The 15100-nt window shown below is 58.6% G+C and carries 14 protein-coding genes; 5 read left to right on the forward strand and 9 right to left on the reverse strand.

The window, feature by feature from the left end; translation table 11 throughout:
• Nucleotides 1-49: 49 nt before the first annotated feature.
• The 3 genes from mglA (at nucleotide 50) to CK911_RS17910 (ending at nucleotide 3739) form a co-directional block, all read left to right on the forward strand.
• The gene (gene mglA / locus CK911_RS17900; RefSeq protein ID WP_098971659.1) at nucleotides 50-1570 is read left to right on the forward strand and encodes a galactose/methyl galactoside ABC transporter ATP-binding protein MglA; all 1521 of its coding nucleotides are present in this window, start codon (nucleotides 50-52) and stop codon (nucleotides 1568-1570) included.
• A 16-nt stretch (nucleotides 1571-1586) separates the two neighbouring features.
• Nucleotides 1587-2597 (forward strand): galactose/methyl galactoside ABC transporter permease MglC, encoded by a 1011-nt coding sequence (mglC, locus tag CK911_RS17905; RefSeq protein WP_098971661.1) that lies wholly within the window; start codon nucleotides 1587-1589, stop codon nucleotides 2595-2597.
• Nucleotides 2598-2926: 329 nt separating this feature from the next.
• A complete protein-coding gene (locus CK911_RS17910; protein ID WP_216640686.1) occupies nucleotides 2927-3739 on the forward strand; it encodes an HAD family hydrolase in 813 nt (270 codons plus the stop codon).
• A gap of 89 nt (nucleotides 3740-3828) precedes the next feature.
• On the opposite strand, the gene trmA is transcribed toward CK911_RS17910, so the two are convergent.
• Nucleotides 3829-4962, reverse strand: a complete 1134-nt coding sequence (gene trmA, locus CK911_RS17915; RefSeq protein ID WP_098971665.1) for a tRNA (uridine(54)-C5)-methyltransferase TrmA — start codon at nucleotides 4960-4962, stop codon at nucleotides 3829-3831.
• Nucleotides 4963-5133: 171 nt separating this feature from the next.
• Here trmA and CK911_RS17920 point away from each other — a divergent pair, with 171 nt between their 5' ends.
• Together CK911_RS17920 and CK911_RS17925 are read left to right on the forward strand one after the other, a co-directional pair.
• A complete protein-coding gene (locus CK911_RS17920; protein WP_042018354.1) occupies nucleotides 5134-6276 on the forward strand; it encodes a DUF5610 domain-containing protein in 1143 nt (380 codons plus the stop codon).
• A gap of 89 nt (nucleotides 6277-6365) precedes the next feature.
• Entirely contained in the window at nucleotides 6366-6899 is a 534-nt protein-coding gene (locus CK911_RS17925) for an ATP--cob(I)alamin adenosyltransferase (RefSeq protein ID WP_098971667.1), read from the forward strand.
• Between the two features lie 100 nt (nucleotides 6900-6999).
• Here the strand turns inward: CK911_RS17925 and malZ are convergent, their stop codons facing one another.
• The 8 genes from malZ to CK911_RS17965 form a co-directional block, all read right to left on the reverse strand.
• Nucleotides 7000-8829, reverse strand: a complete 1830-nt coding sequence (gene malZ, locus CK911_RS17930) for a maltodextrin glucosidase (protein WP_098971669.1) — start codon at nucleotides 8827-8829, stop codon at nucleotides 7000-7002.
• A 5-nt stretch (nucleotides 8830-8834) separates the two neighbouring features.
• Nucleotides 8835-9683 (reverse strand): HDOD domain-containing protein, encoded by an 849-nt coding sequence (locus tag CK911_RS17935; RefSeq protein WP_042018348.1) that lies wholly within the window; start codon nucleotides 9681-9683, stop codon nucleotides 8835-8837.
• A gap of 82 nt (nucleotides 9684-9765) precedes the next feature.
• Nucleotides 9766-10182: an META domain-containing protein gene (locus CK911_RS17940; RefSeq protein ID WP_042018346.1), complete on the reverse strand. Its 417-nt coding sequence runs from the start codon at nucleotides 10180-10182 to the stop codon at nucleotides 9766-9768.
• A gap of 153 nt (nucleotides 10183-10335) precedes the next feature.
• Nucleotides 10336-11697, reverse strand: a complete 1362-nt coding sequence (gene yegD, locus CK911_RS17945; protein WP_098971671.1) for a molecular chaperone — start codon at nucleotides 11695-11697, stop codon at nucleotides 10336-10338.
• Nucleotides 11698-11907: 210 nt separating this feature from the next.
• The gene (locus tag CK911_RS17950) at nucleotides 11908-12897 is read right to left on the reverse strand and encodes a 2-hydroxyacid dehydrogenase (protein WP_098971673.1); all 990 of its coding nucleotides are present in this window, start codon (nucleotides 12895-12897) and stop codon (nucleotides 11908-11910) included.
• A 74-nt stretch (nucleotides 12898-12971) separates the two neighbouring features.
• A complete protein-coding gene (locus CK911_RS17955) occupies nucleotides 12972-13442 on the reverse strand; it encodes a CreA family protein (protein WP_098972783.1) in 471 nt (156 codons plus the stop codon).
• A 72-nt stretch (nucleotides 13443-13514) separates the two neighbouring features.
• Nucleotides 13515-14369 carry a hypothetical protein gene (locus tag CK911_RS17960; protein WP_098971675.1) on the reverse strand — a complete coding sequence of 285 codons (855 nt, stop codon included), beginning with the start codon at nucleotides 14367-14369 and terminating at the stop codon, nucleotides 13515-13517.
• A 105-nt stretch (nucleotides 14370-14474) separates the two neighbouring features.
• Nucleotides 14475-14861 (reverse strand): TraR/DksA C4-type zinc finger protein, encoded by a 387-nt coding sequence (locus CK911_RS17965; RefSeq protein ID WP_042018339.1) that lies wholly within the window; start codon nucleotides 14859-14861, stop codon nucleotides 14475-14477.
• Nucleotides 14862-15100: the final 239 nt, after the last annotated feature.

Here is a 15100-nt window from a genome sequence, read left to right on the forward strand (position 1 = left end):
CCCCTCCAGGGCAAGGGCGATCCCCTTGCCCTTTTTTCAACCAGATGTGATGGCTGATATGACAACACAGCAACAATCAGAATGGCTGTTGGAGATGATTGACGTCAGTAAGAGTTTTCCCGGCGTCAAGGCACTCGATAATGTCAATTTACGGGTCCGTCCTCATTCTGTGCATGCGTTGATGGGCGAGAATGGTGCGGGAAAATCCACCCTGCTCAAGTGCCTGTTCGGCATTTACGAGAAGGATGAGGGCAAGATCTTCTTCAAGGGGCAGGAGATCAACTTCAGCTCCTCCAAGCAGGCGCTGGAAAATGGCGTCTCCATGGTGCATCAGGAGCTCAACCTGGTGTTGCAGCGTACCGTGATGGACAACATGTGGCTCGGCCGCTACCCCACCAAGGGGTGGTTCATCGACCACGGCAAGATGTATGACGACACCAAGCGCATCTTCGACGAGCTCGACATCGACATCGACCCCAAGGTGAAGGTCGCGACCCTGTCGGTCTCCCAGATGCAGATGATCGAGATCGCCAAGGCATTCTCCTACGATGCCAAGATCGTCATCATGGACGAACCCACCTCCTCCCTGACCGAGAAAGAGGTGAACCACCTCTTCAAGATCATCAACAAGTTGAAGGATAAGGGGTGCGGTATCGTCTACATCTCTCACAAGATGGAGGAGATCTTCCAGCTCTGTGACGAGATCACCATATTGCGGGATGGCCAGTGGGTGGCAACCCAGCCGCTCAAGGGCATGACCATGGATCAGATCATCGGCATGATGGTCGGCCGTGAACTGACCCAGCGCTTCCCGGAAAAAACCAACCAGCCGCAAGAGGTGATCCTCGAGATCGAACACCTGACGGCGAAGAACCAGCCCTCCATCAAGGATGTGACCTTCAACCTGCACAAGGGGGAGATCCTCGGCATCGCCGGACTGGTGGGGGCCAAGCGCACCGACATCGTCGAGACCCTGTTCGGTATTCGCGATCGCAGCCAGGGCACCATCAAGCTGCACGGCAAAGAGGTGGCCAACCACAACGCCCATGAAGCGATTCACAACGGCTTTGCGTTGGTGACGGAAGAGCGCCGCTCCACCGGTATCTACTCCCGTCTCGACATCGCCTTCAACTCCCTGATCGCCAACATGGACAGCTACAAGGGTTCCATGGGGTTGCTCAGCGATACCAAGATGAAGAGCGATACCCAGTGGGTCATCGACTCCATGCGGGTCAAGACGCCGACCCAGCAGACCCAGATCGGTTCCCTCTCCGGGGGCAACCAGCAGAAGGTGATCATCGGTCGCTGGCTGCTGACCCAGCCGGAGATCCTGATGCTCGACGAGCCCACCCGCGGCATCGACGTGGGCGCCAAGTTCGAGATCTATCAGCTGATCCTGGAGCTGGCGAAGAAGGAGAAGGGGATCATCATCATCTCGTCAGAGATGCCGGAATTGCTGGGGATCACCGACCGCATCATGGTGATGAGTAATGGCCGGGTCGCCGGGATCGTCAATACCAAAGAAACTGACCAGAGCGAGATACTGCGCCTGGCATCTCTGTACCTCTAGAGACAGGAAGACATTTATGGAGTCGGCTAAAAATTTCAATCTGATGCAGGCGCTCAAGGAAAACGCCATCTACCTGGTGTTGCTGGTGCTGCTCATGGTCATCGTGATCCAGGAACCCTCCTTCCTGAGCCTCACCAACTTCAGCAACATCCTGACCCAGTCCTCGGTGCGGGTCATCATAGCGCTGGGGGTGGCGGGCATCATCATCACCCAGGGGACGGATCTCTCGGCCGGTCGTCAGGTCGGTCTGGCGGCACTGATTGCGGCGACCATGTTGCAGGCGCTGACCAACGTCAACAAGGTGTTCCCCGCGCTGGGGGAGGTGCCCATTCCGGTGGTGATCCTGCTGGTGTGTGCGGTAGGGGCGCTGATTGGTCTGGTTAACGGTCTGATTGTGGCTTACCTGAACGTCACTCCGTTCATTACTACTCTGGGCACCATGATCATCGTCTACGGCATCAACTCCCTCTACTTTGACTCGGTAGGGGCTTCGCCGGTGGCCGGGTTTGACCCCCGCTTCTCCAGCTTTGCCCAGGGTTTTATCCGGATAGGAGGATTCAAGCTCTCGTACCTCACCTTCTATGCGGCCATCGCCAGCGTCTTTGTCTGGGTGCTGTGGAACAAGACCCGCTTTGGCAAAAACATCTTCGCCATCGGTGGCAACCCCGAGGCGGCCAAGGTCTCCGGCGTCAACGTGGCAGTCAATCTGGTGATGATCTATGCGCTGGCAGGGGTCTTCTACGCCTTCGGCGGCATGCTGGAAGCGGGGCGGGTGGGCAGTGCCACCAACAACCTCGGTTTCATGTATGAGCTTGATGCCATCGCGGCCTGTGTGGTGGGTGGCGTGTCGTTTGCCGGCGGGGTAGGGACGGTCGCGGGTGTGATCACCGGCGTGCTTATCTTCACCCTGATCAACTACGGTTTGACCTATATCGGGGTCAGCCCTTACTGGCAGTTTATCATCAAGGGCGGCATCATCATTCTGGCGGTGGCGCTGGACTCCATGAAGTACGCCAAGAAGAAATAATGGCCGTGGCTCACCGTCAGGGTGAGCCACCCATTTTCCCGCCAATCGTCTCAATGGTACGCCCCGCAAGACTTCACCAGCCTCCCGCCGTTATTGATAAAAATCGCGACTCAAGTGACAAGCATTCCCGCCGAGTTTATCTTCACCCACCTCGATGGTGACTATTGCGCCGGTTGCCACTGGTTCGGTAGTCACTCAAGATTTGTCCCCTCCAACATTGGCAGCTAACAGCAGTAGACTTGAGGCCGCCATTTAGGGGCGCCGTCATGGATGTGGTGGCGTTGATTTTTATTGCGATGTTTTTATGAATAATGACGACAGGAGCGCTTGTGAGTACGCAGATTAAATTTATTGCCGTCGATATGGATGGCACCTTATTAAATAGCCAGAAAGCGTTGCCAGTGGATTTTTTTGAAGTATTCGCCTTGCTGCAACAGCAGGGGGTGCTGTTTGCTGCGGCATCGGGTCGGCAATATCACAGCTTGCTGGATATTTTTTCGCCAATCAAAGACCAGATGGTATTTATTGCTGAAAATGGCACTTATGTGGTCTATCAGGGTAACGAGTTGCATAGCAGCCTGATTGACCAGCAAGATGCCTATCAGATGATTACCGCAGTGCGTCAAATCGCGGGCTCTCATCTGGTGTTGTGTGGCAAGCATACCGCCTATACCGAAACAACCTGTCAGGCTGCCTTTGGTGAAATGAACAACTATTATCACTCACTGGTGCAAGTGGATGATTTATTGGCAATTGACGATGAGTTTATCAAGGTCGCCGTGCTTAATTTCAATGGCGCTGAACAGCATGTTTACCCGGTGGTATTCCCGCATTTTGGCGATAGCCATCAGGTGGTGGTGAGCGGCGAAATTTGGCTCGATTTTATGCACAAAGATGCCTCGAAAGGGGCGGCCATTAAAAAGCTGCAAACTGTTTTTGATTTCAACTACGAGCAGAGCATGAGCTTTGGTGATTTTTTTAATGATGTCGAAATGCTAAAAGAGACCTATCACAGTTATGCCATGGCCAATGCTCACCCTGAAATTAAAAAATTAGCTCGTTTTATCGCGCCGGGTAATGATGAACAAGGGGTTACCCAGATCATTCGGCAACGGGTGTTGCAAGCTGCACCATCCAGATAACAACAAAGCGGGCACCCCTTTTTGGCGGCGAGCGACCAGATAGCAAAACAGGGCCATGCGGCCCTGTTTTTGTTTTCCATCAGCTGGAATCAACCCGCCTTGCGGCGCAGATAGACTCCGGCTTCCATGTGGTGGGTCCAGGGGAACTGATCGAACAGGGCGAAACGGGCGATCTCGTGGGTTTCACCCAATACCGCCATGTTGGCCTGCAGGGTCTCGGGGTTGCAGGAGATGTAGAGGATATTGTCGTACTCCTGCACCAGCTTGACGGTGGCATCGTCGAGACCGGCGCGGGGCGGGTCAACGAAGATGGTGTTGCACTGGTAGCTTTGGAGATCGACCCCTTTCAGGCGGTTGAACTCCCGCTCGCCGCGCATCGCCATGGTGAACTCCTCGGCTGACATGCGCAGGATGATCAGGTTGTCGACGCCGTTGGCGGCGATGTTGAACTGGGCAGAGTCGACGCTTGGCTTGGCGATCTCGGTGGCCAATACTTTGCGGAAGTTCTGCGCCAGCGCGATGGAGAAGTTGCCGTTGCCGCAATAGAGCTCCAGCAGGTCCCCTTCGCTCCCCTTGGTCACAGCCAGCGCCCAGGCCAGCATCTGCTCATTGATGACGGCGTTGGGCTGGGTGAAGCTGTTCTCCACCTGCTTGTAGGTGAGCTGGCGACCCGCCACGTTGAGCTGCTCGATAACAAAGTCATCACCCATCGCGATTTTCTGTTTGTGAGCCCGCCCAATCAGCCGCAGATCAAACCCCTGGGCGCGCAGGTCGGCTTGCAGGGTGTCGGCGACCTGCTGCCACTCGGCCTCCAGCTTGCGGTGATAGAGCAGGCTGACGATGAGCTGGCCGGATTGGGTCGACAGGTAGTCGATCTGGAATAGCTTGCGGCGCAGCACCGGATGGGGGCGCAGCCCCTCCAGCAGTACCGGCATCAGCTGATTGATCAGGCGGCTGGCGGTCGGGAAGTGCTCAACCCGAATAATCTCTTTGGTTGCCGGGGCATACATGCAGTGGAAGAGATCATCCCCCTCATGCCAGATGCGAAATTCGGCCCGCATCCGGTAATACTCCGCCGGTGAGGCATGAACCTCCAGCGCCGGGAGGGGGAATCCGGCAAACAGCTCGGTGAGGCGAGCGCTCTTTTCGTCGAGCTGGGCCTGATAGTCGGCAGGGGTTCTTGGCGCCACAGAATCTGCGTCAGCCCGTTGGGATTGGGTCATGATATACCTCACATGCACACCGGCCAGGCCGGATCGAAATCGGGGGAAGGCAACAGGCCACCCAAAGGGTGTGGATTTTAAAAGGCCGCAGTAGATTGTCCAGTATTTTGTGGTCAAGAAGTGTTCAGTCAGGCCGATAGTAGATCTACAAGCATGGTGGGAGGACACATTATGCAGATCGAAGGCATGGGCGCAGCCCAACCCAAGGGAGTGGGTGTCTCTCCCAAATCGCCTCAACAGGCGGAGTCGAAACAGGTCAAGAACGAGGAAGAGGTCTCTTTACACAAGCCGCCCAAATGGGCGCAGGTGCTTATCCAGCAGGCGCTGCAGTTCTCGCTGGAGATCAATGGCCAGGGTTATAAAGCGCCCAAGGTACAGGAGCCGGAGGTGATCACGCCGGAGACCCTGTTCGACTTCCAGTCGGTGGCGGACAACGTGCTGCAGTTTGTCACTGGCCGACTTGGCGCTGCGCGAGCCGATGGCAAATCCGATGAGGATCTGACCGGCATGATGGAGCAGGCGCGCAAAGGGGTAGACAAGGGGTTCGGTGATGCCCGCAAGCAGCTCGGCGACTGGGCAACCGACAATGAGGATATCAAGACCGGTATCGATCAGAGCTACAAGCTGATCCAGAAGGGGCTCGACGAGTTCGAGAAGGAGTTCTTCGGCAAGGTCTCCCCGACCGACATGGGGGCTGCCGAGATGGCCAGTCGCCAGCAGGGCTATCTGGAGATCCAGACCAAGGATGGCGACAAGGTGGTGCTGCGCTTCAACGACAGCTGGCAGAGCAAGTCTCAGAGCAGTGAGAGCGGCAGCCAGTTCAGCCTCAAGTCGAGCCAGAGCTTCAGCTTCTCGCTGGAGGGGGATCTCAGCAGCGATGAGATGGAGTCCATCGGCAAGCTGGTCAAGGGGATCGACGAGCTGGCCGGGAATTTCTTCTCCGGCAACTTCGAGGATCTGCTGGATAAGGCGAGCGAGCTGAAACTGGATGACAGCCAACTGGCTTCTTATTCCCTCAAGCTCAAGCAGAGCGTCAAGCTGAGCCAGACCTATCAGGGGGCGCACTCCCTGCAGGATCTGATCAAGCCGTTTGCCGACTACCTGCCCAAGCTGGATCAGGTACAAAAACAGGCGGATACCCTGCTGCCAGCATCCCAGCAACAGGCGCTGACCCCGGCCGTGCTGGCCGCCAGAGGTGAAGCGGACCCGCTACAGGTCGATCGCTTCACCAGCTTCAACCAGCGGATGCTGGAGGCGCTGCGGATGATTAACCAGTTCCAGCCATCAACAGAGCCCGCCAGTAAGAACGCCTGAGCCACAGCGCGTAACGCAAGTAATGACCTGCCGTTTGCCAGCCCTTCCCGGGGCTGGCAAACTGGCCTTTTCTCCAATCCGGTTGCCCCATGAACCCCAAGAAGCCAAGAGACAAGCGCGAGCTTTGCTACCCCTTTATCTTCGAAACCGCGCTCAAATGTGATTTTGAAATCGCCACTGACGAGCTCTGCTGTCAGGTCGGGGCTGTGCTGTCACACCTTGCGCCGGATGCTGATACCGAGCCCATGCTGGCGGATCTCGCGGTGTTGCAGCGGCTTATCTACAACCTCAACGGCTCGGTGCGCGGCAAGCTGGGGATCTTCGATGCAGATCTTGAGTGGCTCAAGGCCCGTTACGACCACTACAACGAGGCGAGTCGCGGGAGCGTCACCGGTTTCGTGCTGCCACAGGGGCCCCAGCCCATTCCCACCCTCCATCTGTGCCGCTGTGGCAGCAAGAAGGTAGTGCGGCTGCTGGTCCGGCTGGAAGAGTGCGAGGTGGCCTTCGATCCCATTCTCTATCGCTTCGCCAACCTGCTGGCCAACTTCTTCTTTGTGCTCACCGTCTACCTCAAGCAGCGCTGGCAGGTGCCGGAAGTGCCCTACGTCAGCATCAACTACTGACCCCGCTGTGTAACGGGCCAGAGGCCATCGTGGATTGAGCGGAATAAAAAACCGGAGCCTGGCGCTCCGGTTTTTTATTTTCAGCGCGTTAGTTACTCGCTCAGCTGGAGATCAACACCCTGGCCGAGTTGGCCGGGATGGTGAGCTGCACCTCGCCCTGCACCACTTCGAACTTGTCGCCGTTGAAGGCATCGGTGAAGCGGCTGGCCGGGCTGGCGGTTTGCCACAGGGGCAGGCTGATGGTGCGCGGCTCGCTGGGGTGACGGTTGCAGGCAACCACCACCTGATCGCTTTGCAGGGTGCGGGCAAACACATAGCTGTGGGGCCCGGCATAGAGGGTCTGGATATCACCACGGCGTAGGGAGGGGCGCTGGCGGCGGATCTGGATCAGGCGGCGGTAGTAATCGTGCAGCACATGATCCCAGTCTGTGGTATTCCACGGGAAGCAGCGGCGGCAGTCCGGGTCGTTGCCGCCGGAGAGTCCCACTTCGTCGCCGTAGTAGATGGAGGGTGTACCGATATAGGTGAGCAACAGCGTCGCCGCCAGCCGCATCCGCTGTTTGTCTTCTCCCAGCAGGTGGAGGAAGCGGGCGGTGTCGTGGCTGTCCAGCAGGTTGAACTGGGCCAGCTGGTTCTTGAACGGGATGTGGGCCCGCGCCAGCTTGAGCCAGCGGTCCAGCTCTTCGGCGCTGATCTTGATGGGGTGATAGGCGATATCCTGTCCTGCCAGGAAGGCGCGGATCGGGTGGGCGAAGCCATAGTAGTTCATGGCACCGTCCTCCTGATCCCCTTGCAGCCACTGGCTTGCCTCGAAGAAGTGTTCGCCGAGCACATAGGCGTCCGGGTTCTCCTGCTTCACCGCCCCGCGAATGGCCCGCACATGACTGCGGTTGCCCTCGGCGGTGCCGCGCTCCCCCAGCATGTGGATGACGTCAAAGCGCCAGCCGTCGATATGGTAGGGCGGCCGCATCCAGTAGCGCAGAATGGCGTCATCAGCGCGATAGATGGCGTCCTGCACCTGTTCGCTGGCAAAGTCGAGTTTGGGCAGGCTGCGAATACCCTTCCAGCTGACGTAATCCCCTTCGCTGTCAAAGGTGTAGAAGCTGCGCCACGGGGAATCCGGGTTGCTGTTGGCCCCTAGCGGCGGGCAGAACCAGGGATGCTCGGTCGAGGTGTGGTTGACCACCGCATCGAGGATGATCTTCATGCCGCGCTGGTGCAGGTTGCGGGTCAGCTCGGCGAACTGCTCGTTGCTGCCGAGGTGAGTATCGACCTTGAAGTAGTCCTGAGTGTCGTACTTGTGGTTGCTAGGCGAGTCGAAGATGGGGTTGAGGTAGAGCGCCGTCACCCCGAGGGATTGCAGATAGTGCAGCTTGGCATCAATGCCAGCAAGATCGCCACCATAGAATTCGCAGGCGCCGTGGCCCTCTTCATGACGGCTGACCGGCTCCCCCCACCCTTTGCTGACCACCGCCTTGCCGCGGTACTCATATTCGTGATGCTTGACGCTCAGCGACGGGTCGCCATTGCAGAAGCGGTCGGGGAAGATTTGGTAGAACACCTGATCCTGCACCCAGGCCGGCGGCTGGTGCAGGCTGTTGAAGCGAAAATGCTGCTCCCGTGGCGGCATGGCGGGGCTGACGCCGGCGCCGTGCAACCACCACTGCCCTTCGTCGGTGAGGCACTTGAAGCTGTAGAGGTGGGTATCCTGCCCCTTGGCCAGTGGCAGCTCGACCTGCCACACCTGCAGCCGGTCGCGGGTCGAGACCGGTGTCATCGGGATCAGGTACTCCTCGTTGTCCGGCTCGTGGCGTAGCCACACTGTGCGGATCGGGGCGTCCAGTTCGCTAAAGAGGGTGAGTTGCAGTGCGTCGGCGCTCTCTTTGAACCAGGGCGCCACCTGGGGATGAAACAGAAACGGATGGGTCATGATGCTTATTGAGTCAGAAGATCGGCGAGGGCATTACCCTGTTCGTGAAGCGTTTCGAGCTGGCCTGCCAGTGACTTGGGATCCAGTCCCAACTGGTCGGCGAGCGGTTTGGGGAAGCGGGCAATGATGGCCTGGGCAGGCACCCCGGCATTCCAGGCGAAGGAGATAAACACGGCGAGGCGGATCAGCACCGCCTCCTTGCTGACCGGATCGTGGGAGAGCGGGTCAAGCTGCTGGGAAATGGCATCAACGAAGGCCTCGGAGAGGTTCCAGCGTCGCGCCAGTTCGGCGCCAAGCTGGGAATAGTCGTAGCCGAGCATCTCCCGCTGGGCCTCCACCCGGCTACTGCCGTTCTGGATCGACATATTGATCAGTTCTGCCTCTTCCGGCAGGGTGCTCTGGATCAGCAGTTCACCGATGTTGTGGATCAGGGCGCAGGTAAAGGCCGTCTCGGGATCCAGTGCCTTGGTCTCTTGCGCCAGGGTCTTGGCAATGGTGGCGACCTGAAAGGTCTCGGTCCAGAACTTGTTTTTGTTGAAGCTGGGAGGGGCTTTGAAGCTGCCGATGATGCCGGAGGCAACCACCACAGATCGCAACCGGTTGAAGCCAAGCCGGATCACCGCCTGTTCGATGGAGGTCACTTCGTTGCCCCGGCGCAGGGCAGCCGAGTTGGCCATCCGCAGCACCTTGACGCTGATCACCTGATCCATGGCGATTTTGGCCGCAATCTCGTCGATGCGGGCATTTTCATCATTGAAGCTCTGCATCAATTCATGCAGCAGCTGGGGAATGGTGGGGAGTTGTTTGATCTTGTCAAACAGGCGATCCATCGACATGGCTGAGGCAGCCTCCATTGCGAACTCTGCCTCATAGTGTGCCACAGCCGGACAACATGTTCCTGTTTGTGATGCGGCTTTGTGATGGGGATTGTGGGCGCTAGAGCACCCAGTCGCGCAAGGTGTATTCCAAACGGTGCTGTTTGCCCTGCAGGATCAGGGTCTGGCTGGAGCCGCTAACGGTGGCGCCCTCGGTTAATGTGGTCAGCACGGCCTGCTCTATGGTGTTCAGCGGCGGCATGCAGGCCATCTCGGTGCTGCCCATGCTGGTGACCCACAGCCGGTCATTTTTCAGATGGCCCTGACCGAAGTAGCGATTGCAACCGGCGATGCCGTTGACGGTGAAGTGTTCACCTATCTCGAAATCGGGGGGATTGTCGCGCAAGGCGGCGACCGGTTCGCCATCCAGCTTGCTCAGTACCCAGTGGTGATGTTGCAGATCCTGCCGGACAAAGGCGGTTGAACTGCAGCCCGCGAGCAGCAGCAGGGAGAGCAGCAGGGATAGCAATCTGGGCATGAGGGGGCTCCGGTTGGTGGAGTGCCCAGAATACCCTGTTTACTGGCTGTGGCGCAGGGGGCTAGAGGGGGTGACCGACTGCTTCTGTCGCCCCTTGTCCCGCACCACTGTCGCGAAATGGCAACACCCGGGTGGATGTTGCCATCGGTTTGCTTATTGTGCGAACAACCGCTCGGCATAACGGGCAAGACCCGAAGCAACCGAGCCGAAGTCATCACCACCCTCGAGCGGGATAGCCGGGAGCTTCTGGCGGATAAAGCTGGCGATCAGCGGCGAGCGGGCGCTACCGCCGGTGACGAAGATGCGATCCGGTTGCACACCGGCATTGGCAATGGCTTCATCCATCAGCTCGCCAATTTTCTCCAGCAACAGGGCAGAGGCGTTGGCCAGTTGCTCGCGGGTCAGCTCCGCTTCCAGTCCTTTTTCCAGCTCGGCCAGCGACTGGCGATTCAGCGGCTGCTCCGAGAGGGCGATCTTGCCCTGCTCGGCGCGCCATACCAGCTGGTGGCTGAGCTTGTGGGCCCGCAGGTTGGCCAAGCGCTTTAGCTTGCTGCCGGGCTGGCTGTCGAGCTGCAGATCCTGCAACTGGCGAGCGGTGTCGAGGCTGTAGAAACGGCTCTGGGCGCTGACATCGTTGATGGCGGCGGCGTCCCAGAACAGCGGGTGGGGCAGCGGCTTGCCGGTTTTGAGGGTCTCGTGCATGCCGAGCAGCGGCATCATCCCCTCCACCGTCAGGCGGATATCGAAGTCATTGCCGCCGATCCGCTGGCCGCTGTGACCGAGCAGGTCGCCGCTGCGATCCAGCTGATCGCGGTAGCTGGGGCCCATCCGCAGCATGGAGCAGTCGGTGGTACCGCCGCCGATATCCACCACCAGCACCACGGCGTCTTCGCTGAGGCGCGCCTCGAATTCAAAACCGGCGGCCACCGGCTCATAGAGAAACTCCACCTGCTCGAACCCGGCCAGACGGGCCGCCTCGGTCAGGATGGCGATGGCTTGGCTGTTGCTCTCTTCCCCTGCCAGACCCTGGAAGTTGACCGGACGGCCGATCACCGCCTGGCGGATTGGGGCACCGAGCTGCTGCTCCGCCTGCTGGCGGACGTGGAGCATCATGGCGCAGACGATGTCTTCAAACAGGGCTATCTGGGGGGCCTTGAGGCCATAGGCACCGAGGAAGGATTTCGGCGATTTGATGTAGTAGCCGTCATCCGGCTCTTCCAGATAGCGCTCCAGCGCAGCGCCACCAAAGCAGAGCTCGTCGATCAGCCCCTCTTCACGCATCTGGCGACGAACCATCTGGGCGCGGGTGACCACGGGGCCACGCAGCTTGAGGTACTCCGCCTGCTGGGCGGGTGCCAGCCCTTCGGCCAACAGACCGGCGATGGCATCCCGGTGGGGCGCATGCAGGGTGGAGGGGAGATAGCGGGATGCGCCGAGATTGAGCAGCCTGGGGCTACCTTGTTCCATCACGGCCACGGCACAGTTGGAGGTGCCGTAATCAAATCCGATAAACATGGGTGCCAGACTCCAGAGTAAAAAAGGAGGGCTGGCCTACCCGAAGGTGCCGGGTCTCACAACCCGACGCACAGTCGGAGGTACCGTGAGCAAATCCGATCAACATGGGCGCCAGACTCCTGAATAAAAAAGGGGGGCTAGCCTACCCGAAGGCGCCGGGTCTCACAACCCGGCGCACAGCAATGAAGAACAGGATGAAGGGAGGAGCCCTTATTCTACTTCGTTGTCGGAGTGGCCCTGGCTCTCGATGGCGCGGATATTGCCGAGGGTGGTATCGGCGATGGCGTGCAGCGCCTCGCGGGTCAGGAACGCCTGATGACCGGTGAACAGCACGTTGTGGCAGGCCGACAGACGGCGGAACACATCATCGGTGATCACCTCGTTGGACTTGTCGGCGAAGAACAGGTCTTCCTCCTCCTCGTAGACATCCAGCCCCAGCGCGCCGATGCGGGAGGTCTTGAGTGCCTCGATGGCGGCGTTGGAGTCGAGCAGGCCGCCACGACTGGTGTTGATGATCATCACCCCGTCCTTCATCTTGGCGAACGCCTCCTTGTTCAGCAGATGGTAATTCTCACTGAACAGCGGGCAGTGCAGGCTGATGACATCGGATTGACGGAACAGGGTATCGAGATCCACATACTCGGCCCCCAGCTCGATGGCCGCCTGATTGGGGTAGGGGTCGCTCACCAGCAGGCGCATGCCAAAGCCCTTGAGGATGCGCAGGGTAGCGATGCCGATCTTGCCGGTGCCGATAATGCCGGCGGTGCGGCCGAACATGTTGAAGCCGACCAGCCCCTCCAGCGAGAAGTTGGCATCGCGGGTGCGCTGATAAGCCTTATGGATGCGGCGGTTGAGGGTCATCATCAGACCGACCGCGTGCTCGGCGACCGCTTCGGGGGAGTAGGCGGGCACCCGCACCACTTTCAGCCCCAGCTCTTTGGCTGCGGCCAGATCCACGTTGTTGTAACCGGCGCAGCGCAGGGCGATGACCTGGGTGCCGTTGGCGGCCAGTTCGGTCAATACCTCGCGGTCGGCATCGTCATTGACGAACAGACACACCACCGGAAAGCCGTGAGCCAGTCGGGCCGTTTTGGCCTCCAGCCGCACATCGAAAAACTCCAGATCGAAGCCGTACTGGCTGTTGGCCTGGTTGAAATGCTCTTTGTCATAGCTCTTGGTACTGAATACGGCGACCTTCATGGTGTGTGCTCCGCAGCGTGTGTGTCGTTAAATTACAACAAAATGGGTCAGCTATCACCGGACAAACCGGCAGGTCATTGTCCCCACGGCATGATGGGGACCGCGCTGACTGCACTCTTGTACGAACCATCCACCAGTTTGGTGCTGTAAGTCAGGTAAACCAGTGTATTGCGTTTTTTGTCGTAAAAACGCACCACTTTCTGCTCCTTGAACACCAGCGAGGTGCTGACGTCGAACACCTCTTCCCCCGCTTTCAACTTCTCGGGCAGGGTGATGGGGCCAATCTGGTGGCACGACAGGGAGGCGTGGGAGGGATCTTCCGCCAGCCCCAGTCCGCCTTTTACGCCGCCGGTCTTGGGGCGCGCCAGATAGCAGGCGACCCCGTCGATACGCGGGTCATCAAAGGCTTCTACCAAAATCTTGTGGTTGGGGCCTAACAGCTTGAAAGAGGTGCTCACCTCACCGACGGGGTCAGCCTTGTCAGCCATGGCGGGCATCGCCAGTAAGCAGCTCGTCAGCAGCAGCGACCCTTGTAATCTGTTCATGTTGTTCCTCGCCAGCAGGTTGCGGGCCTCAGTAACGAGTTGCATGGGCGTGATAATCATCATCCTGCGCCATCACTGAGGTGGATACTCCCAATATTGGGCCGGAATGCTTTTTAGCAATGGGGTCATGTCCGGATTGGGCAGCGCTATGGTGACCCGTTGGTCGAGGTTGGCGCTGGCCAGTGCTTCGCGGATCTTCGGATTTTCATGGAAGAACTGCATAAAGCTGCCATCGGCGTAGGCCCGCTCCAGCCCGGTCTGGATCGCCTTGGCCAGCTTGGGGTATTCGGGGCTGACGAAGAAGAACTGGGCAAAGGGGTAGCGGATCAGCAGGTGCTGATCAATGGCGAGGTTGGGATACTGCGCCACCAGTTCGCTGCGCTCGGCGTAAATCTCCACCAGCGAGCGCGGGAAGAGGTCGAGCTTGTCGCCGTCGTTGATCAGCCGAAACAGATTGCTGTAACGGCCGGCGTAGGTGGGAATGCCGGCATTTTCCAGAATTTTGTTATCGGCCCAGCCCACCCCTTGCCCCGCCTTTAGCTGCTTGAGGTCGGCCAGGGTATTGATCTGGTTGAACTTCTCTTGCGCATCGGCGTGGATGAACGACAACCGCAATCCTTCCAGCCCGCGAAACAGCGGAATGGGGACGGCGATCAGGGAAGATTCGAGTGCGCTGGAGGTGCCCATCCAGAAGACGTTGATGGTCTTGCCCTTGCTCAGCTGCTGCTGGAGGGTGAACTGGTTGAGATCGAGGTCGACAGGCTGGATGCGAAAGGGTTGCCCGGCACGGGTCAGCGCCAGTTCCAGCAGTTTTAGCTGGTACTCTTGATCGAGATTGTTGATGGGACGGCTGGGGACTTTCACCGTCAAAACCTGTGCTTGTGCCAGCAGCGGCAGACACAAACACAGTTTGATGAGCCATTTCACGCGCAGTTCTCCTGTCGATTCCGGGACGTGCCCGGAGTCTAACAGAACTTGTCACTATCTTGCTGACGAGGGTTCGCCAGAGACCAGTGACAGTGCCTGGCGGGATCAGGCGACGCGACGGAACACGTGGGTATCGTTAAATTCCTTGGTGCTCTGGCATTCGACACAGAAACGGGATTCCGGACGGGCATGCAGCCGCTTGAGGGAGATCTCGTCACCGCAAGATTCGCAGTAACCGAAGTCCCCTTCGTTCATACGCTTTAACGCGCCCCGTAACTTGCGCAGGTGCAGCTTGTCGTGCTCGATGCGGTTCAGCTCCAGACGGCGGGCTTCCTCGATACTGGCACGGTCAATTTCATCAGCCATCTCGTTGGTGTCGGTGGCGATGGCCTGGCTAGCCTGAGAGCTGAGGCGTTCTTCGAGCTCGACGATCTGTCGCTCGATCTGCCCCTTGTAAAAGGCCAGTTGGTCTTCAGTCATGAAATCACACATACGATTAACTACCAGTCAGTTTGCTAACCCAATAATCCCTGTTTATGGGGGCTGTCTGCCTACAGACCAAGCCCTTGTATCCCGATTTGCACCAGTTCCATGCAAGAGAGTGCAAATCAGGGCGGGCCTTGTACCAAAAAAATGCAGCCAAGCAAAGCAAATAGCATAAGGATTGTGCGCCCTTGCAAAAAAATGGCCCATTCTGGTGGGGAATTGAGCAGATTTTGCCATCCGGCACC

The organism is Aeromonas sp. CU5 (genome assembly GCF_002586745.1).
Taxonomy (GTDB): domain Bacteria; phylum Pseudomonadota; class Gammaproteobacteria; order Enterobacterales; family Aeromonadaceae; genus Aeromonas; species Aeromonas sobria.